The sequence below is a fragment of the Sphingobacterium sp. BIGb0165 genome (assembly GCF_024810095.1).
GTDB classification, from domain to species: Bacteria; Bacteroidota; Bacteroidia; order Sphingobacteriales; family Sphingobacteriaceae; genus Sphingobacterium; species Sphingobacterium detergens.
This window is the reverse complement of sequence record NZ_JANUEB010000009.1, coordinates 174,614-197,087: the sequence shown is the minus strand read 5'-3', so window position 1 is coordinate 197,087 and position 22,474 is coordinate 174,614. Positions and strand designations below refer to the sequence as shown.

Sequence of the window (22,474 nt, the reverse complement as noted above, 5' to 3'; positions counted from 1 at the left end):
CGTAAGCCATGATGATCCGTCAGTTCATTTTTGCAGTATTCCTATTAATCTGTTTCCCTGCGACACAAAAGGTATGGGCACAGGAAACATGTGAAAAACACAGCGCAGAAATCCTCCCCTTCCTAACAAATTCACTGAACAGCAACGAATTTGACAAAATCGAACCATTATTAAATACACTACAAGCCAGTTGCGGTGTAACAGAATTTGGCCAACGTTTGCGGATTCTTCTGCTCATTATCGAAAAAAAGAATAGTTCCACTGAAATTGAACGTTATATCAACAATCAGTTGGATAAGACATTTGTTCAACGCTTAGATGCGGCCGACCGAGATGACTTTGCGTCTCAGTATGAACAGAATAAAGAAAAGTACAATTTCTACCCCTTGCGACATCCCTTGGATAATTTAATCAAGATCAGAGCCAAGGCACTTTTATCATCAGGCAATTATACACTCAATAATGATGAAAGAGATATTCTTCACCTATTTGCTGACACGGACACTCCGGAGAATGGGCAAGCAGATCAAGATTATACCCAAGATGCTGAAAGACCTCTTACCCCTCCTAAAACCTATGGAAACAGAAGCAAATCCAAATTAGGTTATGTCCCTTTGGTGGGTGTAATGAGTCCCCTAGGTGGTTCGAATAAGATCTTTGGCAGCAATGTCACCTTTGGGTTTATGTTGATGAGCTCACTGGAACGTAAATTTATCTTCGAGGGCGGTTTTAAAGTACGGATCAATTCAAATGATAGAAATATCGACTATAATTATGAAGGATCCAATGTTACAGTCAATTCATCCGCAACTGGATTTATAGGTGGTGCTGTAGGATACAAAATTTTTGATAATGAAAAATGTATTCTGATTCCCAAAGGAATAATAGGAATAGATATTACAGATACTGGTATTACGGAAAGTATCTATTCAGACGGATATTATGACCCAGACGGATACTATTATGAGGGAGGTTACAACGATCGCATGGTAACCATTAATAATGTACACTTGGGATTAGGTTTTGCTTCTCTTTTTCAGATGAAGAATAAGAAATATGTCGGTATTGAACTTGGTTATCACTATGCACCTTATGACGCGAGTAGCAAGGTCCTGACACTGATACAATCAAACTATGGGAGTGTAGAAGTCTTTTTCCGATTTTAGTTTAAAATAAAACTTTTATGCTCTCACAGGTACCAACAGCAATGAAAATTGAATGAAAGTTCTTTCTGACAAATAAATGGAGCGCCGCGAGCTTATTGATACCTTAAAGAAAAAATACGGATCAATAAAAAACAGACAAAAAAATACCATTCATTTAGCTAGAACCATTGTTCTAGCTAAATGAATGGTATTTTCTCGAGCGGCTATATCACTCGTTAATTTTTTAACAAACGCTGGATTTCATCCAGCTTCATCAATGCTTCCACAGGAGTCAGTGAGTTAACATCGAGGTTATTCAACATATCGCGAATTTTATTTAAAACAGGATCATCAATAGAGAACATCTGCAATTGGTAAGCCTGTTTCTGAATCTTACGCATACTATCTTTGATCTGCTCCCCACCAGTACGCTCCTGTTCCAATCGTTTTAAAATCTGATTGGCACGGTTCAACAACTTTGGCGGCATCCCCGCCAGCTTGGCAACATGGATACCAAAACTATGCTCGGATCCCCCTGGTACCAGTTTACGCAAAAAGATCACTTTATTATTGACCTCCTTTACGGTTACATTATAATTTTTGATACGGTCAAGCGAAGTTGACAGCTCATTCAATTCATGGTAGTGTGTCGCAAAGAGGGTCTTCGCTTTAGCGGCAGGATGATTATGTAAATATTCCGCTATCGCCCAAGCGATTGAAATTCCATCATAGGTACTTGTTCCACGTCCAATTTCGTCCAAAAGGATCAAACTACGATCAGACAGATTGTTCATGATACTGGCTGTTTCGTTCATCTCCACCATAAATGTAGATTCACCGGAAGAAAGGTTATCTGAGGCCCCTACACGGGTGAATATCTTATCCACTAAACCTATTTTAGCTTCCTTGGCTGGTACAAAACAACCGATCTGCGCCATCAATACGATCAAGCCAGTCTGACGGAGCAGGGCCGATTTACCAGCCATATTGGGACCAGTAATAATAATAATCTGCTGTGCTTTCGGATCAAGATAAGTATCGTTGGTAATATAGTCCTCCCCTATGGGTAGATTCTTTTCGATAACAGGATGACGTCCGCCCTTGATATCCAAAATCTTGCTATCGCTAATTACCGGTTTAACATAGTAGTTTTTCTCGGCGACGATGGCAAAGTTGAGCAAGACATCCAACTTGGCAATAAGTTGTGCATTTAGCTGAACCGGCTTGATATATTCTGCAATCGCAACCAATAGCTCGGCATACAATCTATTTTCCAAAGCCTGGATCTTTTCCTCCGCCCCAAGAATCTGCTCTTCGTATTCTTTGAGTTCCTCTGTGATATATCGTTCGGCATTCACCAAAGTCTGCTTACGTATCCACGTTGTTGGAACCTTGTCTTTATGCGTATTGGTTACCTCAAGATAATAACCAAAGACATTGTTAAATGCTATTTTTAAAGATGGGATACCCGTCAATTCAGATTCCCTCTTTTGGATTTCCAGCAAATAATCTTTACCACCAAAAGAAATCTTTCGAAGACGATCCAGTTCAGCATCAACTCCCGCAGCGATTACGCTACCTTTATTGATTGCCACTGGAGGTTCTGCCTGCAATTGCTGTTCAATCCGTTCACGAATCGCCACGCAGGCGTCCAATTGATCAGATATCAGGGCCAAAGACTGCGCGTCCTTACGGTCGGTCAATTCCTTGAGCTTTTCTATAGCATGCAAAGCGCGTTTCAATTGTACGATCTCTCTGGGATTGGCCTTTTGGAGTCCGATTTTTGATATCAACCGTTCCAAGTCACCAACTTGCTTGATCTGGCTGATCAGATCGTCCCGAAGTTCACGGTCGTTAAAAAAGAAATCCACAACATCCAAACGTTCCTGGATACCCTTTTTATCTTTCAATGGCATTACAATCCAACGCTTGAGTAGCCGTGCACCCATTGGACTGGCTGTATGATCGAGGACATCCGATAGCGTAACTGCATTTTCATTCATGGAACCGATCAGTTCCAGATTACGGATTGTAAATCGATCGAGCCACATAAACCGGTCTTCTTCGATCCGCGAAAGCGTAGAGATATGTTGTAGATTACGGTGCTCCGTCTCATTGAGGTAATGCAGCGCAACCCCAGCAGCAACGATGCCAGCCGGCATCCGGTCCACACCAAAGCCTTTCAGCGAAGCGACTTCAAAGTGCTTTAGCAACGCTTCGGTAGCATAATCTCCGGTATAAGGCCACTCATCCAAAAAATAAGTATAATAATGCGCGCCGAATTGCTCGATAAAATCCTTGCTCTGTTTCTTTGGCAAAATGATCTCAGTAGGTTTGAAGCCCTGAAGTAATTTATCAATATAAGATGTACTTCCCTGAGCAACCAGAAATTCACCCGTCGAAATATCCAAAAAAGCAATACCGATCTTATCCTTATCCGTAAAAATAGAAGCGAGATAGTTATTCGATTTCTGTTGAACAATATTATCATTGTAAGAGACACCCGGAGTAACCAATTCGGTGACACCGCGTTTAACGATCGTCTTGGTTGTTTTGGGATCCTCCAGCTGATCACAGATTGCTACCCGTTGACCTGCACGCACCAATTTAGGGAGATAAGTCTCCAATGAGTGATGCGGAAACCCCGCTAAAGCTGTTTCTGATTCCGAACCATTCCCTCTCTTGGTCAAAACGATACCCAAAATCTGAGCCGCCTTGATCGCATCCTCACCAAATGTCTCGTAAAAATCGCCAACACGGAACAACAATAACGCCCCAGGATACTTGATCTTGATCGCATTATACTGCTGCATTAACGGAGTTACTTTCTTTTCTTTTGCCAACTTCTAAAATCAAATTTGTGAAGCGTAAAAATAGGATAATATCGTCGCTTTGACAAACAATACCCACAACTTCTCTATAAAATCATTTCCATTAAACAAGAATATACACTAAGTTTGTATCCGAAAAAATTCAGTCATGGCCATCAAAAGATCTGGTAAGCAAAATACAGCCAGCAAACAAAAAAATACCTTTAAAGAAGTTTCCTTCAATCCGTTGAAGTCTATCAAATCCCCCATTCTCCGCATCATAAGCAGGATAGTTCTTTATTTTATCGGCATTAGTCTTTTTTGGGTAATTAGCTTAAGATTCATTAATCCCCCCATTACCTGGTTAATGATTCAACGAGGTTTTGAACTCAAGGAACAGGGAAAGGGGTTTAAATTAGAAAAAAACTGGTTGAGTTACGATGAACTTTCGGACAATTTAAAACTAGCGGCCATTGCTGGGGAAGATGCCCATTTTATGACGCATTGGGGTTTTGACCTCAAAGGTATTCAAAATGCCATTAAGAAAAATGCACAGGGTAAAAAACTGCGTGGCGGAAGCACAATCAGTCAACAGGTCGCTAAGAACGTCTTTCTATGGCCAGGCCGCTCCTGGTTAAGAAAAGGTTTCGAGACTTACTTTACCGTTTTAATTGAAACATTTTGGAGTAAAAAACGTATTCTTGAAGTCTATCTTAATGTCATTGAAATGGGACAGGGAGTTTATGGAGCAGATGCAGCTGCAGAATATTACTTTAGCAAAACAGGAAGCAATCTTTCCAAAAAACAGGCGGCACTGATTATTGCGATCTTGCCAAATCCCCGCGAATGGGATGCCCGTAATCCTTCTGCTTATGTCAACAGAAGGGCGAATGCGATCGCCAAATATTTACATCATTACACTATTCCGGAATAGTAACACCCCTATTGGATCTTAACGTTAAATATGGAGATTTCAGTGATTCGGCACAGCAAATGGAATACAGATCACTTCCCGTTCATTGCTATCTCGTAAAAACATAAAAAAAACGCCATTGATGAAATGGCGTTTTTTATACATGTTATTTTCGTTATGCAAATAATCTTTTGTGCCAGCTTTCCTTAAAAGGAACCACCCAAGCATTATCCAATTGGTGCTCGTAAGTAATTGTATTATCAAACACAAGCGTGTTATCATCTATTTCACCTGCCGCCAATAACCTTTCAAAACCTGAACGGTTGACTACCGCGACACCGCTCGTCGATTTATACGCAAATTGCATACGATCGAAGAGTTGTACCCGGTACTTTTCTTCTATCCCTTTCAGAAAACGAACAGAGCTATCTACAGAGCAACCTGAAGCAGCAGCAATATCCTCATCAACCTTTAGGATAATAAAAAGATGATCACGAAGCTCAGCAGAAGCAGACAATGGCTTTCCATGAACCTTCCACTGCTCAGCAAAAGCGGCTAGTTCCACCGAAATTTGCGCTCCTTCTTCAACCGAAAGTATACGGTCAGCCTGATAAATCCAAATACGTTTCATAAGTACACTCCTTTCCTTTGTTAAATTAACCTATATAATAGGGTGAAATCATCAAATAAACAATGACACCTGTCACGGCGACATAAAGCCACATGGGGTAAGTAATCCGTGCCAACTTTTTATGTCGCGCATAAGATCCCGAAATACCTCTTACAAAAGTAAAAAGAACAAACGGTATGATTATAATAGACAATAGAATATGCGTGATCAATATAAAGAAATAGATTGGTCTCAAAATTCCCTCGCCGCCATATTTTGTTTCAATAGACGTCATGTGATAAGCCACATACATCGCCAAAAAAGCCAAGGAACAGGCAATACAACATTTGATCAAACGTTCATGCAGTGCTTTATTTCCCTTCTTTATTGCAGCTACAGCCCAAAACAACAAAATCGCAGTAACACCATTGATCGTCGCATAAATAGGCGGTAAAAAAGTCAATGGCTTCACATCATAACCTAATTTTTGTAGATTGACTGTAAACAATACGGCCACGACAACTGGTATCACAACAGAAAGCACCCAAATCCACTTACTGTATTTTTTCTCTTTGATAAGACTCTCTTCCATGTTTCTAACTATCTCTTTTGTTCTATCGTAGCGGGATGATTTCGGATCTCCTCCACCAACAATAACTTAATTTCATCCTCCAGTCGATCAATATCCGTCTTGACATTGATATCATAAATACCTCTGATCCGTCCCTTTGTGTCAAGCAAAAGATAGTTGGATCCGATGATAAAAGGTTTTGTTTTGTCGTTACTCGCGATAGCATCCTGCAATAAACTCTCTTTGGCAAATTTAAAGATATCAACAGAAGGATCTGTCACAAAAAACCAAGATTTAGTCCAGGGTTTGTAAACTTTAGCATATTTCGCAAGTACCTCTGGTGTATCGTATGTGGTATCAACTGTAATGGAATAGAGCTTTACCTTTTTGTTATGAATAAAACGATTGGCGATCTGATCCAATCTTTTAATCATCGTTCTTGATAGCGATACATCCCGCGAATACATCAGGTGAACGACCGAAAGTGTCGTATCATTGTCCAATAAATGTACAGGCTTCCGATCGTAATTAACAAAATTGACCGAAGGCACAGTATGATAAATCGTATCAGGGATATCCCGTCCCCATTTACGGTGCGTTGTTCCGGGAACTTCCTTCTTCCCAAAAATAGGTAAGGAAACGTAGTTATTGGAACCGCTTTTATTTAGTATAAAATATAAAAATCCTGGCAATAAAAGAATTACTGCCAGGATCAATATAGTTTTAATACCTTTCTTTTGTCCAGTATTATTATCCATTATTCACTTTATCTATTTATTTGGAAACAATTGATGCTCTTGAAAAGCACCAGCCAAGAAACCTCCCTCAACTAACATCAGGACGATAAAATAAATAATAAAAATAAAGACTATTGCTACGGTAACGATGAAACTCGATTTTTCAAATTTCAAGTGCATAAAGAATGCAACGATATAATATGCTTTAACCAAAGTTAAAACGATATAAATAGTATTTACCAATGCACCTTTGGCCAAAATTTGCCAGTGGTGAACAAAACCTAATGCAATTAAGAACTCTAGACAAGTAAGCGCCAAAAGTACGCCAAATACTCTCCAGATGGCTTTCTTATCCATCCCACCTTCGTGAGCATGCTCTCCGTGAGCGATATTATCTTGATATTGTGACATAGCGATCTAAAATTATTAATTCAGTGATTAGATTAAGTAGAAGAATGTAAATACGAATACCCACACCAAATCCACAAAGTGCCAATATAAACCTACTTTTTCAATCATTAAGTAAGAACCACGATTTTCGAATGTATTATTTAACGTCATGAAAAGAATGATAATGTTTAAAATAATACCAACCGTAACGTGGAAACCATGGAAACCTGTAATCGTAAAGAACAAGTTTGCAAATTGCAACGCCGAAGTATAGGAAATATCGTGTGTAAAGTAAGGCAACAATGCCGTCTTAATTGCATCACCTTCTAAACCAGTCGCTGGATTTTTACCAAACCAGAATCCCATGTGGTGTAAGTGGGTCCACTCGATAGCCTGACAGCCTACGAAACAGATACCACCCAAAATCGTCCAAAGCATCCATTTAACGACTTCATTCTTTTGATTACGGTGACCAGCTTCAACAGCCAAAACCATCGTTACCGAAGACATAATCAAAATAAACGTCATCAAACCAACGAATACCAAAGGTTGACCATGGTCAGCAATACCCGGGATAGATTGGAAAATCTTATCAGGATCAGGCCATGTTGGGTGAGAAAAGCGTTGCGCGCCGTAATAAACCAAAAATGCAGAAAATGTGAAGGCATCCCCTACCAAGAAAAACCACATCATGATTTTTCCATACTCTAAGTTCCAAGGTGATTTTCCACCATTCCATGGACCAGTTTTTACCTTATCCAATTGCGATACTGTTGTACTCATTGTTTACTATTATTGATTCAAAAGTAAGAAAACATATATATAAATCCATAAAAGATCGAGAAAATGCCAAAAAATACTGGCAAGATCCATGCGGAAAAGATTGCCGTCCTTAGGAAGTTTGTTAACCCCTATAATCGCGCCAATCAAAACGATCAAACCCGCAATAATATGTGCCAAGTGCATCCAAATAAAAACGTAAATAAACGACTGAGATGCATTGTTATTCACAAAATAAACACCTCTTTCGATTAATACGTTCCAAGCATGTACCTGTAACGCAAAAAACACGATTCCCAAAACAAAAGTGACTATCAACAATGCCTTTTGTTTGGAAGAATCACCATTTTTAGCAGCTTTATGTGCTAAAAACATCGTAAGACTACTTACAGCTATCACAATTGTACTATACAATAGTGCATTTGGCAATAAAGTCTTGATCCCTTTGTCCACGCCACTCGCTGTATATACAATGAAACCACTGGATAACGCAGCAAACATCATGAACATACCCAACATACCCAACCAAAGGTTGAATTTCTGAGCTTTTCTCTGTACTAACTTCTCGTCAGTCTGTGCTTGTATATCTAACATTATTTCAAAGGAATAAAGTTAAGCAATAATACGAGTTGTGTAACAGGCAAATAGATGAACGATGTAAACATAACTTTCTTTGCCGAAGGAATATCACAATTCTTAAAAAGCAAATAGCCATAATAACCAAACATCAATCCACCAATGACCGACACTATCGTAAACCAAATTCCACCAAAGCCAAAATAATAAGGTATAAATCCAGCAGGAATCATTAACAATCCTGTAACGAATACCATAAAGGCCGAAATCTTATCACGTTTTGTAGTTGGTAACAACCTAAAACCAGCCAATTTATAGTCATCATCCACAACCCAAGCGATTGCCCAGAAATGCGGAAATTGCCATAAAAACTGAATCGCGAACAAAACAAAGGGAATAATAATAATTGCGGCTTCGTTATGTCCACTATAATAGGCCAGATCATCCTGTGAAAAGGCCGCATAATAACCAATTAATGGTGGAAATGCGCCCGGAAATGCACCTACAAAAACGGCTATTGGTGATTTTCTTTTTAAAGGTGTATAGATGAATGCATAAAGTAGGATACAAAAAACCGACAGCAAGCCAGCGACAAAATTTAACCGGACCAATACCAAGGTACCCAAGATGCCCATAAAGACACTCATTACCAAAGCTTGACCGGTTGTCATCCGACCAGAAGGAAGCGGTCTATCCTCTGTACGTTTCATCAACTTATCCAGGTCTTTCTCGATGATTTCATTAAAACCATTGGCAGAACCTGTTACCAGAAAACCACCCACAGTCAACAACAACCAATTGACCCAGAAAATTTCACCTTGTTGTTTTGATCCTATCAGAAAAGCAATTGACGCGGAGAACACCACCGTCAACGTAAGTCTTAACTTAACTAGCTTTTTAAAATCTGAAATAAATTCTTTCATAATTAAAAGAGACCTCCTACTACCAGTGTATTCAAACACATAGTTTTTAACATAAACATCTCGAATTTCAAAATTAATGCCTTTGCTTATTTAACAGCAGCAACAGATAAAATTGAGCACCAAATAAAAGTGTCCCAACAACCAGATGCGTTGTCTGCGCAAATGCAGGTATTGCAAATCGAGCTAAGATAATTCCTGATAGCATTTGGATACCCACGAGGATCAATGCGATTAAAGCAAATTTAAACTGCTTAGATCCCGTATTGAAACTTGTGCGGACCAAAAAGAATAATACAATAACTAAAATCAAAGAACAATATGCCAACCATCGATGTACTTCGAATTGTTGGCCAATAGCTGTTATAAAATCGGCACGGGCAATGTTGGAGCCAGTCAATAGATCAACTTCCTCCCGAACACCCGTTCCGACGATCACCTGCGTTAACATCAACAAAATGGAGATCAACGCAAGACCTTTTAATACGCTTAAAGAACGATTAACCAATATGGTCTTGTCACGTAGTGTAACCGCTTTAAAGTATGTATATATACTAATACAAACAATTACAAGCGCCAAGAGCATATGTACAGTGATTATCCAAGGCATTAAATTGGTTGATACAACGATCGAACCTAACCAGGCTTGAATGACCACAACAAAAAGATTAACCACTGACCAAACAACGATCGAACTTTTTGATTTTATATACGTGAAGGAATAAATTGCAGTAAACAATAAACAGAATCCAGAAATAACTCCTACCAAGCGATTGATATACTCCGTCCAAGTCTTCGCAACATTAAATTCCTCATGCTGCAAAATACTTTTGTCGGTACGAAGCTTGTAAGCCATTTCCTTATCACCAAAAAATTCTACAATCTTGGCGAAACGTTCATTCTTCTTTGCTCTCCCTTCAATATAATGTTGTTCGTATCCTTGTGGTAATTGGGAAATATCTGTGGGTGGAATAATACGGTTAAAACACTTAGGCCAATCTGGACATCCCATGCCTGAACCTGTACTCCGCACAACACCCCCAGCAATAATGACCATAAATAGTACGATAATCGTAACAAAATTGGTCTTTATAAATCGCTTTTCAGCAGCTGGAAACATAATACTACCCCTACCTCTTAAAATACAAACTTGTATAAAATAGAGTAGGTACAAGCCCTACTCTATTCCACTAAATCTTATTAGTCTTTTCTACCATTTTGAGCATTCCATTCTGCTTGGATACGCTCAGCTTCCTCATCTCCTTCAAAATCATGCGGCAAATTCGAGCTCATCGTTTCAGAGAAAGGAACATCTTGAGGAATGAAATCCTCACCATGACCTGGCTTACTGTAATCGTAAGGCCAACGGTGTACTGCCGGAATTTCTCCTGGCCAGTTACCATGAATATGTTCTACCGGAGTAGTCCATTCCAAGGTATTCGATTGCCAAGGGTTTTGTGGTGCTTTCTTACCGAAGAAGATCGAGTAAAAGAAGTTCCATAAAAATGCAACCTGTCCCAAAGCAGCAACGATAGCAGCCCAAGTAACCAATTGATTCACAGAAACCCATTTTGCCATGAAAGCAAACTCAGTAAATGCATAATAACGACGTGGCACACCATCAATACCCATAAAGTGCATTGGGAAGAATACCAAGTAAGCACCGATGAAAGTCAACCAAAAGTGTAAATAACCCAATTTCGTGTTCATCATACGACCAAACATTTTTGGATACCAGTGGTAAACACCACAAAGCATACCAAAGATGGACGCAGATCCCATTACCAAGTGGAAGTGGGCTACAACGAAATACGTATCGTGCAAGTTGATATCCAATGCCGCGTTACCCAAGAACAATCCTGTCAAACCACCGGAGATAAAGAAAGATACCAAACCGATAGCAAACATCATTGCAGGTGTAAAACGGATATTACCTTTCCACAAAGTTGCTAGATAATTAAATGCCTTAACAGCAGAAGGAACAGCGATAATCAACGTTGTAATCATAAATACACCACCTAGGAACGGATTCATACCTGTCACAAACATATGGTGACCCCATACGATAAATGACAACACTGTAATACCGATCAAAGAATAAACCATGGCGTGGTAACCGAAAATTGGTTTACGTGAGTTTGTAGCAATAACTTCAGAAGTCAAACCTAATGCAGGCATAACTACGATATATACCTCAGGGTGACCCAAGAACCAGAATAAGTGCTGGAACAAAATTGGAGAACCACCTTCGTTAGGTAAAATCTGTCCTTGTACAACCAAGTCAGACAAATAGAATGATGTACCAGCGGCACGGTCAAAAATCAAAAGAACTACTGCAGATACCAATACTGGGAATGACAACATACCCACGATCGCAGTTAAGAAAAACGCCCAGATTGTCAAAGGCATTTTCCATAGATCCATACCTTTTGTACGCATGTTCAAAATCGTACTTACGTAGTTGATACCACCGATCAACTGAGAAGCGACGAATAGAACCATACTGACCAACCATAAAGTCATACCTGTCGCAGATCCAGCGATTGCTGTTGGTACAGCTGATAATGGTGGATAGATTGTCCAACCAGCAGAAGCAGGTCCGCTCTCTACAAAGAAAGAAGCGATCATGATTACTGATGCAATGAAGAACAACCAGTAGGATAACATATTCATAAAAGGCGACGCCATATCGCGCGCACCGATTTGATATGGAATTAATAAGTTACTGAATGTACCCGATAGACCTGCTGTCAACACAAAGAATACCATGACAGTACCGTGGATCGTAACCAAGGAAAGGAAAAACTCCGGCTTAATACGGCCACCCTCAGCCCATTTGCCCAAGAATACTTCTAATATAGGGAATTCTTTATCCGGCCATGCTAATTGGATACGGAATAATACTGATAAAAGCATCGCAAAAACTGCCATGATGATACCAGTGATCAAGAATTGCTTGGCAATCATCTTGTGGTCACCAGAAAAGATATACTTTCTGATGAATGATTCCTCGTGATGATGTCCGTGCGAATCGTGATGTTCAGCGCTATGCGATATTACTGTACTTGACATATTCGATTTTATATTCAAAAATTCTTAATTAGTTCAAAGATGCTGTAACTTGTAAGCTATCCTTTTTTACGTTAGCCGTCTTACCACTGAATTCCTTTTGTAGGTCTTCAGTAAAATATTTGTTTTGTTTAGCTAACCACTCTTTATATTGTGCCTCAGTTACAACAACCACTTTCTTTTGCATGTTCCAGTGAGCAGATCCACAGATCTTGTTACATAACATCACAAAATCATAGTTGTAGTCTCCCAAACGATCACGCATTTCTTCTGTTGTTACAGTAGGTGTGAATTGGAAGTAGTTGGTCATTCCCGGTACCGCATTGATCTGAACACGGAAATCAGGAATAAAGAAAGAGTGAATAATATCTTTTGAAACGATATGGAAACGAACTGGTTTGTTTACAGGTAACCAAATTTCAGAACCTTGAATATCATCCCATGAATTTTTATCATTAAAATCGATACCATAAGGATTTGTTGGCGTCGTCATTTTGTAATTACGTTTACCAATAACACCGTCTGTACCAGGGTAACGCACATTCCATTGAAACTGCTCACCCAATACCTCAATTTGCAATGCTGATTTTTGAAGATCCTCAGGAACATTTGTAATTGATCTCCACGTAAAGAAACCAAACAATACCAATACTGTCAAAACTACAGCAGGAACGATTGTCCAAAGCTTCTCGATAGCATTGTTATGCGGATAATAATACGCCTGACGTTTTGCACGCATACGGTACAAAAATGTAAAAGTCATCAACAAAATATGTGTAATAACCAATACAAATGTTGTAATTGCTGTTGTGATGATAAACATGGTATCAATACGCTCACCATGCTCAGTTACCGCAGATCTCCAATATGCAGCACCCCAATGTACGTATGACCAGTAAACACCGTAAAGAAATACAACCAAGAAGATAAACAACAATGCCGATTGGAATGTGTTATTCGCAAATGGATTGTATCTACCGTTCATTTTACGTGTCAATTCGTAGATCGAAAGTACCTTGCCAATAACAGCAACGATTGTACAAATAACCAAGAACAATAACACATAGTATGTGAAGTTTTTATAAACCTGAGGGTCTATTTGCTTCACTTCTTCAACAGCAGGAGCAGCAGCGCCAGCTTCTGTAGTAGAGCTAGCAGATGCAACAGCAGCAGTACCTGCCGCCGCTGTTGTATCTTTTGCAACCGAATCCGTTGCTGCAGGGGCAGCTACCGCAGTAGTTGCCGCTTTAGCAGAATCAGATGCTACTGTATCTTGTTGACTTGCAAGAATAGGATTTGCAAAAAGCAGCCCTAGTGCAAGCACAAAACCCGAGATGGATTTGAATCTATTATTTAATTTAAAGCTCATTTCTTTTATAACGTTTTTACGTAACCTTCCTTTAAAAGTGAAACTATATTTGGTGATGCAAACTCTCATCCAAGAAAGGATGATTTTTAGGCACCAAGGCTTGTTTACTCAATTTGTTCATCACTAAGAATACAAACAAACCTAAGAAACCAAGCGCAGTTCCGATTTCAATGATACCAAATCCTCTATGTTCAGCAACAGTACCAGGCATGATCATGATATAATAATCTAGCCAGTGACCTGCCAACAATAGAATCGCTACGAACAACATAACATTTTGTTTACGTTTAGCATCGCGATCCACTAATAGTAACAATGGTGCCACAAAGTTAATGATAATACTCAACCAAAACCAAGGTTTGTATTCAGGTTCCCAACGTTTGTAGAAATAAACTGTTTCCTCAGGAATGTTTGAATACCAAATCAACATGAATTGTGCAAACCAAACGTAAGTCCAGAAGATTGAGAAACCGAACATCAATTTACCCAAATCGTGTAAATGATTTTCGTTTACCCAGTTCATATAACCAGCTTTCTTCAATACAACAACGATGATCGTGATACAACAGATACCACTTACCCACATTGCTGCAAAGTTGTACCAACCAAACATGGTAGAAAACCAGTGTGCCTCTAAGGACATGATAGTATCGAAAGACCAGATTGGTGTAGTAAAACCGAAGATAACCAAGAAGATTGCAGACAATTTGAATGATTTCTTGTAAGAAGCCAAACCGCCTTCTAAATCCTCTTTATAAGAAAGTTTCGCAAAAATAATGGCAAAAATGCTATATAGTCCCATAAATACAACTTGACGGATCAAGAAGAAAGGAACATTTAAATAAGCAGATTTACCTGCGATAATAGGGTCGTAATTTGCATTATTAGGGTCAGTAAGACCATCTGCATGCCAGTGGTGATACAAGTTATGTGTAGTCAAACCTAAGCCTACAATAACCAATAAAATCAATGATGCAATTGGTAGAACACCCGCCATAGCTTGAGGTATACGTACCAGACCTGCAGACCATGCAGACTGTGTTACATATTGCAAAGCAACAAAGAATGTTCCTGCTGCACACACACATGTAAAGTAATAACCCATCAATAACAAGTTGGCGTATGTACGCTCTACAGTAACGTGATCGCCCGAAAGCAACCCCATAGCTACAGCAGCTACGCCTAGTACAACAGCGATAATACTGAACATTTTAGCTTTGCCAGCAAACTCGTATCGCTCGTTGAAATTATAATCGTGATGATGACTGTGAGTTCCCATTTATATATCTGATGTTAGATTATTTCTTTTGTAATTCGTGAACATACATAACAACTTTCCATCTCTCTTCTGGAGACAATTGAGATGCATGCGATCCCATGGAGTTATGTCCATAATAAATCGTATGGTAAATCTTACCATCTGTCAAGTCAGCCATGAAACCACCTCTTGAAGAGTTCGCTTTATCCGTTCTGTGATAAGACGGTGGCGGCGGAAAGTTCTCTAATTGACGAGTACCTCTAGAATCAGTTACACTACGATCTTTCGTAAGAGGTCCATCCCCTTTACCTTCTACTCCGTGACATACTGAACAGTATGTAGTGAATAAAGCCTTACCTTTTTCAAGGTTTTCAGCATTAACAAGCAAAGGATTTTTCACCTCAGCACCAGCACGTACATAATCCTCTAATGTATTGGCATACTCAAAACGAGTGAAACCAATTGGATCTGTACCTTTAGGAGGTGCCTGTGCTGTCTTTCCATCAGCAAAATTCGCATTGGGTTGATCCGGATTGAAAGCAAGCGGATCGTACATGTTACGGGAAAATTCCAAACCTGTACTACGAGTCGTTTTGTCACCACAAGAAGAAACAAGTGCTGTCAATGCTACAGCTGCGCATACAGTTCCAAGTAAATTCTTCTTATTCATAGCTAACATATTTTCTATCATTGTACTTAACTTCAACAGCACCCGCTTCTTTCAATAAGCTATCGATCAAAGCGTGGTCTGCATTTTCTTTGGCATCTACTGCAAGGATGAAACGGTCATCTGTTGCTCTTAGGTCCATCACACGAGGTGTACGTCCCGGGAACAAGTGGTTACGGAAGAAAAATGTAGCAACCATTCCCAAAGCACACAATAAGATCGTGACCTCAAATGTCACTGGAACAAAGTTTGGCATTGCAAATGATGGTTTACCACCGACATTCATCGGCCAATCGTATACCATAGTATAATACAACAAACTAAAACCTAATGTCGTTCCTAATGCTCCAAAGCAAAATGCTGCGATAGGCAAGCGAGAAGGTCTTACACCTAACTTCGCTTCGATGCCGTGAATAGGCATCGGAGTAAAGCAGTCATAAATACTTATATTGTTTGCTTGCAATTTGTCGATCCCATGCATCATGTCATCCGGATCCGCAAAACTACCTAATATATATTTTGTATTGCTCATTGCTGATTATTTTCTAACTGATAATTCTTTAATCTCTTCTTCTGTCACTGAATCATATTTTTCCAATGATTCTTGGAAGTACTCAACTTGCTCTGCAGGGAATGCACCTTCTTGAGCCAATTTAGTTTTGTGTTGTAATGACGATGATTTCAACAACAATTTAACTTCGGCAATTGCGATACCTGGCAAGAAACGTAAGAACAACAAGAATAAAGTAAAGAATAATCCAATTGAACCTACAAAGATACCTACGTCTGTCCAAGTTGGGTAGAACATTGCCCAAGATGAAGGCAAGTAATCACGGTGCAATGAAGTCACGATAATTACGAAACGCTCAAACCACATACCGATATTTACCACAATAGATAGAATCCATGAGATCGGAATACTTGTACGGATTTTTTTGAACCAGAATAACTGTGGAGAAATTACGTTACAAGTCATCATTGACCAGTACGCCCAAGCGTATGGACCCAACATACGGTTCTCGAAAGCATACATTTCGTATTCTGAACGAGAGTACATTGCAATAAACAACTCTGTTAAGTAAGCCACACCTACGATAGAACCAGTCGTCATGATAATGATATTCATTGACTCAATGTGGAACATTGTGATGTAGTTCTCAAAGTTCATTACTTTACGCAAGATCAACAATAAGGTCTGTACCATCGCAAAGCCTGAGAAGATCGCACCTGCCACGAAATATGGAGGGAAGATCGTCGTGTGCCATCCAGGGATAACCGAAGTTGCAAAGTCCATGGATACGATTGTGTGTACAGAAAGTACCAGTGGAGTTGAAATACCTGCCAAGATCAATGACACGATTTCAAAACGTTGCCAAGTCTTCACAGAACCATTCCAACCGAATGATAATACAGAATAGATCTTTTGTTTTAATCCAGTAGCACGGTCACGGATAGTCGCGATATCCGGCAACAAACCACAGTACCAGAATACCAAGGATACTGTAAAGTATGTTGAGATCGCGAATGCATCCCATACCAATGGAGAGTTGAAGTTTACCCAAAGTGATCCAAATTGATTTGGAAGAGGGAAAATCCAATATGCCAACCAAGGACGACCCATGTGAGCTACGACGTATGTAGCCGCACAGATTACCGCAAAGATCGTCATCGCCTCTGCGGAACGGTTGATTGAGTTACGCCAGTTCTGGCGGAAAATTAATAATACAGCTGAAATCAACGTACCAGCGTGACCGATACCAACCCACCATACGAAGTCGGTGATATCCCAAGCCCAGCCTACAGTTTTATTCAGACCCCAAGCGCCGATACCTGTCCAAAAGGTATAACTAACGCTAACTACCCATAATAAAGCACCCAATACAGCAACGGTAAAACCAATCCACCATGCTTTATTTGGTTTATTTTCAACCGGTAGTAAGATATCATCCGTAATTTTTGCATACGTGATGTCTTTACCGGTCATTAATGGTTCTCTTAATATTGATTCGTTATGCGATGACATAGTATTTTTATTTCAAATATTGTACAAGATTACGCCTCAAAAGTGTTTCTAACTTTTGTCATATAACCGATACCCGGTTGAACATTGATTTCCTCAAGTACGTAATAAACACGCTCATTGCGTAATGCTTTGGAAACTTCTGATTCTGGATCATTCGCATCACCAAAAATAATTGCATTTGCCGAACATGCTTGTTGACAAGCCATTTGGATATCGCCATCTTTAACTTTGCGATTTTCAATCTTAGCTTTCAATTTACCTCCTTGGATACGTTGGATACACATCGAACATTTTTCCATTACCCCACGTGAACGAGTTACTACATCTGGATTCAATACCAATTGTGTAAACTCATTGTTCAAGTAGTTGTCAAAACGGGAATCATTCCAGTATGCAAACCAGTTGAAACGACGTACTTTGAACGGACAGTTGTTTGCACAGTAACGTGTACCGAAACAACGGTTGTAAGCCATATGGTTCAGACCTTCTGAAGAGTGTACTGTAGCCAATACCGGACATACAGTTTCACAAGGTGCGTGACCACAGTGCTGACACAACATTGGTTGGTGAACAACAGTGATATCTTCGAAATCCAATTCAGCTGAAGCTTTCGCAATCTCTTTCTCTTTTGTAAGATCTTGATCTTTACCTTCGATTGTATAGTAACGATCGATACGTAACCAGTGCATCTCACGACGACGACGAACCTCATCACGACCTACAACAGGGATGTTATTCTCTACGTTACAAGCAACGATACAAGCACCACAACCTGTACATGCGTTCAAGTCGATCGCCATCACCCATTTGTGACCCGGTTGCTCATATTTGTTCCACAAATCGTACGTTTTGTGATTATCTGTAAAGCGTCCTGCCTCAGAGTTAGGATCTTTCAGATATTTCGCAAATGTAGTCTCACGAATCACGTTACGACCTTCGATTGTGTGGTGTGTTTGTGTTTGTGCCAATTGGTAAGTTCCAGAAGCTTTCGCTACAGTTGCTTTTGCAACACCTTGAACAGTACCGTTGATGATAGAAGCAAATGGGAATGCGTTTTTACCAACTTCATTACCTGCTTTACCAACTTTAGTACGACCGTAACCTACAGCAACTGAAACAGTTCCTTGTGCTTGACCTGGTTGTTGTACAACAGGCAATTCCAATTCAACACCATTTGCTTTTACAGTCACTTTACCATCTTCACCCAAGCCTAGTTTTTCAGCATCTTTTGGATTTAGGGCAGCATAGTTGTCCCAAGTTACTTTAGATACTGGATCAGGCAATTCCTGTAAGTAAGCATTGTTTGCGTAACGACCATCGCGAAGAGCAGAAGGCTCGTAAAGTTTCAATTCAAACTCACCAGTGATTGCTTTGCTAGAAGCTTCGATTGCAGTAGCGGCAGCAGCAGCATTTCCTGTAAATGCAGGAGCAGTTGCAGCTTTAGCGCCTTTATATTCAAAACCAGTTTGCAATACAGCATCCCAGTTTTTCGTAGAACCAGCTAAGATTTGTGTAGACCACAAGTTCTTAACGAAGTTGTACATATCTGTTGTGTTTCCTGCCCAAGTCAACAAGCTTTGTTCAGCTTGACGCGTTTGGAAAACAGGATTGATTGTAGGTTGAACGATAGAGTACAAACCTTCTTTCGGGTTAGCATCACCCCAAGACTCCAAGAAAGTACTTGCAGGAGCAATCGCTGTCAATTCCGACGCAGTCTCATCAGCACGTTGTGCGAATGATAATGTGAAAGGAATCTGTTTCAAAGCCGCTTTTACATCATCCGCTTTGAAGTAGTCATATACAGGGTTGCTGTTCAAGAAGAACGCTACACCCACTTGACCGCCTTTAGCAGCTGCTAAGAAAGCTTGGAAAGAAGAATCCGAACCTTGGTATTGTTTAGAATAGTTATCTAAATCAATGATTGTACCGTAAGCGCCCAATGCAACGTTGATTGCATTGACCAATACCTGAACATTCACATCATTTGAACCGGCAACAACCAGGGCAGCGCCTTTGCTGTTCACCAATTCTTTTGCCGCTAGCGCTACACCTTTTTGTGCTTTTTTGTTTGCAGTCGCACCAGCTAATGTTTGACCTGTGATTGCATTATATAAAGCGACCAAGGTAGCACCTTCTTCTGAAGGTTTGATAGCAATACGCGCATCAGCATTTGTACCAGTCATCGAAAGACCAGACTCAAATTGCACGTGACGTGACATTTTTCCATTTTTCAATGATTTGTAGTCACGGTTTTTAGCGTATTGTTGTGTATGCTCTTCACCTGCTAACCAAGTTCCTAAGAAATCAGCAGCAACTGAAACGATTACATTTGCTTTATCAAAATTGTATGAAGGAACTACAGCTTTACCAAAAGAAGCTTTATTTGCTTCGATAATACCGCTGTAAGAAACAGCATCGTATTGTACATGATTCGCTGTAGGGAATTTCGTTGCGAAAGCAGCGATAGCTGCCAAAGTTGAAGGACTGTTTACTGTATTAGAAACGATCGTAATTTGTTTGCCAGAAGATGCAGCAGCAGTCAATGCTTTAACAACTTCCCCATCCAATTTAGACCACTCTACATCTTGACCTTTCAATTGCGCTTGCTTCAATTTAGATTCGTCATATAAATCCAATACCGAAGCAGCAGTCGTTGAATCCAAACCTTGGTTCAAACCAATTGCATTAGGGTTAGGTTCAACATTGATAGGACGACCTTCACGAGTTTTAACTAAGATACTTTGACCATTGAATGTCGACGTATAATAGTTAGGGATACCTGGAGTTACCTCTTCAGGTTTAATCAAATAAGGAACTGCCTTATGCACAGGAGTACGGTTACAAGCCGCTAAAGAAACAGCACCCAAACCAAAACCTAATGCTTTCAAGAAGTCACGGCGAGGAGTTTTAGTACTCAAGCCAGCTTCGTTTAATACATCTTCTACAGGAATAGATTCGGCAAACTCACCCTTGCTTCCCTCAACGAAAGCAGGAGTTTGATTTAACTCTTCCAAACCTTTCCAATATTTTTTATTGCTATCCATTTAAGCTGTATATAAGATTGCGTATTTCAAATAATTATTAATAGTGACATTTACCACACTCAAGACCACCGATCATGGCTGCAGTCATTTTCTCACCTTTCTTAATTCTTTCGTGTGCCTTGATCAAATCTTCATAATATTTATTATCTGATTTGATATCTGTCTTTTTGTGACAATCAACACACCATTTCATCGTCAATGGAGAGTATTGGTATACTTCTTCCATGTTTTGGATCGGACCGTGACAAGTCTGACATTCTACTCCTGCTACCACAACGTGTTGTGAGTGATTGAAGTAAGCGAAATCAGGCAAGTTGTGGATACGAACCCATTGAATTGGCTTAGGATTGTTACCGTAAGTACGCGTCTCAGGATTCCAATCCAATGCACGATAGATTTTAGCAATTTCCGGAGAAATCTCACCATCATAATGCTCTGACGCAGTGACCGTATTGTGACAGTTCATACATACGTTAGCCGATGGAATAGAAGCATTTTTAGATTTAAATGCACCACCGTGACAGTATTGACACTCAATTTTATTTACACCAGCGTGGATTTGGTGTGAGAACTTGATTGGTTGAACAGGTTTGTAGCCTTCGTGAACACCTACGTTCCACATGGTCTTCCAACCACCTACTGCCAATAAAGCAACAAGCATCAACACGGTAAATCCAACCAATTTTTTGTTTTTAACGAATGCTTTCGCAAACTTCACAAAACGTTGATTGTCTTCAGGTTCTTGTTGCGCTGCAATAACTTCCTGATTCTTAGCAATTACATTTTCTAAGGTACGGATCACACGGTTCAACACCACGATCACAACAACCGCCAAAACAACAACAGCGATCAAGCCCAAGATCATGAACATTGATGCATTATCATCTTTTGCAGCAGCGCCAGCAGCAGCAGCATCTTTCGGCTTCTCTACTGAGGCATCTTTGATAAACGCAATTACAGATTTAATCTGATCATCAGATAGATCGGTAAAAGAGGTCATCACAGATTTGTTGTACTCTTCGAAGATTTTAACTGCCTCAGCATCACCTGTAGCAATTAAAGCTTGAGAGTTACGGATCCATTTAATCAACCATTCTTCAGATTTAGTATCTGGAACTCCTTTCAAAGCAGGACCAACTACTTTTCTGTCAATGGCGTGACAGGATGTACACTTAGACTTGAAGATTTTTTCACCTTCCTTGACATCTTGCGCATGCAACGTCGTAACGGCAAATAATAGCATCAAACTCGTTGACACCACCCTCGCAAGGCTTCCCAAAACGGATGAGATAGTTCTCATATTTAGCACTTTATACTATTTATTTGTGAATGTAAAAAATTAACTCCCATGGTTAAAGGAGCCACTACCCCCCTAACAATGCCACAAAAGTATGATTTATTAACAAATCGCTGACAATTTTGTGACCTTTAATATCAATTTATAATCATTCTAAACAATTGCGTTTAAACCACATTAAATCCCTATTATGTGAACGAAGTACATCAATTACCTTAACTTTTCATCACGCTACGCCTATCAAATATAAGACATTACTATGACAATTTAAAATACCTGAATATCAAGATCATTC

At 39.7% G+C, this 22,474-nt stretch carries 19 protein-coding genes; 2 read left to right on the top strand and 17 right to left on the bottom strand.

Translation table 11 applies throughout. From position 1 onward, the window contains the following. Nucleotides 1-8: 8 nt before the first annotated feature. Nucleotides 9-1,166, top strand: a complete 1,158-nt coding sequence (locus M2408_RS20775; RefSeq protein WP_259186357.1) for a hypothetical protein — start codon at nt 9-11, stop codon at nt 1,164-1,166. Between the two features lie 215 nt (nt 1,167-1,381). On the opposite strand, the gene mutS is transcribed toward M2408_RS20775, so the two are convergent. After that, nucleotides 1,382-3,988 carry a DNA mismatch repair protein MutS gene (gene mutS / locus M2408_RS20770; RefSeq protein WP_259186356.1) on the bottom strand — a complete coding sequence of 869 codons (2,607 nt, stop codon included), beginning with the start codon at nt 3,986-3,988 and terminating at the stop codon, nt 1,382-1,384. 136 nt (nt 3,989-4,124) lie between these two features. Between mutS and mtgA the strand changes: the two genes are divergently transcribed. Next, nucleotides 4,125-4,889, top strand: a complete 765-nt coding sequence (mtgA, locus tag M2408_RS20765; protein WP_259186355.1) for a monofunctional biosynthetic peptidoglycan transglycosylase — start codon at nt 4,125-4,127, stop codon at nt 4,887-4,889. Between the two features lie 154 nt (nt 4,890-5,043). Here mtgA and M2408_RS20760 read toward each other — a convergent pair whose 3' ends face one another. The 16 genes from M2408_RS20760 to M2408_RS20685 all read right to left on the bottom strand — a co-directional run bounded on the left by M2408_RS20760 (nt 5,044) and on the right by M2408_RS20685 (nt 22,182). After that, nucleotides 5,044-5,499, bottom strand: a complete 456-nt coding sequence (locus tag M2408_RS20760) for an ABC transporter ATPase (protein ID WP_259186354.1) — start codon at nt 5,497-5,499, stop codon at nt 5,044-5,046. Between the two features lie 25 nt (nt 5,500-5,524). Further along, nucleotides 5,525-6,070 (bottom strand): DUF420 domain-containing protein, encoded by a 546-nt coding sequence (locus tag M2408_RS20755; RefSeq protein ID WP_120261494.1) that lies wholly within the window; start codon nt 6,068-6,070, stop codon nt 5,525-5,527. An 8-nt stretch (nt 6,071-6,078) separates the two neighbouring features. Then, entirely contained in the window at nt 6,079-6,807 is a 729-nt protein-coding gene (locus tag M2408_RS20750; RefSeq protein WP_259186353.1) for an SCO family protein, read from the bottom strand. 12 nt (nt 6,808-6,819) lie between these two features. Beyond that, the gene (locus M2408_RS20745) at nt 6,820-7,197 is read right to left on the bottom strand and encodes a cytochrome C oxidase subunit IV family protein (protein WP_120261492.1); all 378 of its coding nucleotides are present in this window, start codon (nt 7,195-7,197) and stop codon (nt 6,820-6,822) included. 27 nt (nt 7,198-7,224) lie between these two features. Beyond that, nucleotides 7,225-7,959 (bottom strand): cytochrome c oxidase subunit 3, encoded by a 735-nt coding sequence (locus M2408_RS20740; protein WP_120261491.1) that lies wholly within the window; start codon nt 7,957-7,959, stop codon nt 7,225-7,227. A gap of 9 nt (nt 7,960-7,968) precedes the next feature. After that, nucleotides 7,969-8,550, bottom strand: coding sequence for a cytochrome c oxidase subunit 3 (locus M2408_RS20735; RefSeq protein ID WP_259186351.1), 582 nt, complete (start codon nt 8,548-8,550; stop codon nt 7,969-7,971). Next, nucleotides 8,550-9,455 (bottom strand): heme o synthase, encoded by a 906-nt coding sequence (cyoE, locus tag M2408_RS20730; RefSeq protein WP_259186348.1) that lies wholly within the window; start codon nt 9,453-9,455, stop codon nt 8,550-8,552. Before cyoE ends, M2408_RS20735 begins: the two co-directional genes overlap by 1 nt. Before the next feature lie 73 nt (nt 9,456-9,528). Then, nucleotides 9,529-10,572 carry a heme A synthase gene (locus M2408_RS20725; protein ID WP_259186346.1) on the bottom strand — a complete coding sequence of 348 codons (1,044 nt, stop codon included), beginning with the start codon at nt 10,570-10,572 and terminating at the stop codon, nt 9,529-9,531. 80 nt (nt 10,573-10,652) lie between these two features. After that, nucleotides 10,653-12,524 carry a cbb3-type cytochrome c oxidase subunit I gene (locus M2408_RS20720; protein WP_259186345.1) on the bottom strand — a complete coding sequence of 624 codons (1,872 nt, stop codon included), beginning with the start codon at nt 12,522-12,524 and terminating at the stop codon, nt 10,653-10,655. 28 nt (nt 12,525-12,552) lie between these two features. Next, complete coding sequence (locus M2408_RS20715; protein WP_259186342.1) at nt 12,553-13,890, bottom strand: cytochrome c oxidase subunit II; 1,338 nt, start codon at nt 13,888-13,890, stop codon at nt 12,553-12,555. Between the two features lie 43 nt (nt 13,891-13,933). After that, a complete protein-coding gene (locus M2408_RS20710; protein WP_259186341.1) occupies nt 13,934-15,169 on the bottom strand; it encodes a quinol:cytochrome C oxidoreductase in 1,236 nt (411 codons plus the stop codon). A 19-nt stretch (nt 15,170-15,188) separates the two neighbouring features. After that, on the bottom strand, nt 15,189-15,827 hold the full coding sequence (locus M2408_RS20705) for a cytochrome c (protein ID WP_404479136.1): 639 nt from the start codon (nt 15,825-15,827) through the stop codon (nt 15,189-15,191). After that, nucleotides 15,811-16,347, bottom strand: coding sequence for a DUF3341 domain-containing protein (locus M2408_RS20700; protein ID WP_120261484.1), 537 nt, complete (start codon nt 16,345-16,347; stop codon nt 15,811-15,813). Before M2408_RS20700 ends, M2408_RS20705 begins: the two co-directional genes overlap by 17 nt. Before the next feature lie 6 nt (nt 16,348-16,353). Further along, nucleotides 16,354-17,838 carry an NrfD/PsrC family molybdoenzyme membrane anchor subunit gene (nrfD, locus tag M2408_RS20695; protein WP_077437920.1) on the bottom strand — a complete coding sequence of 495 codons (1,485 nt, stop codon included), beginning with the start codon at nt 17,836-17,838 and terminating at the stop codon, nt 16,354-16,356. A 29-nt stretch (nt 17,839-17,867) separates the two neighbouring features. Next, nucleotides 17,868-20,882: a TAT-variant-translocated molybdopterin oxidoreductase gene (locus M2408_RS20690; RefSeq protein WP_120261483.1), complete on the bottom strand. Its 3,015-nt coding sequence runs from the start codon at nt 20,880-20,882 to the stop codon at nt 17,868-17,870. 37 nt (nt 20,883-20,919) lie between these two features. After that, complete coding sequence (locus M2408_RS20685) at nt 20,920-22,182, bottom strand: cytochrome c3 family protein (RefSeq protein ID WP_259186338.1); 1,263 nt, start codon at nt 22,180-22,182, stop codon at nt 20,920-20,922. Between the last annotated feature and the right edge of the window lie 292 nt (nt 22,183-22,474).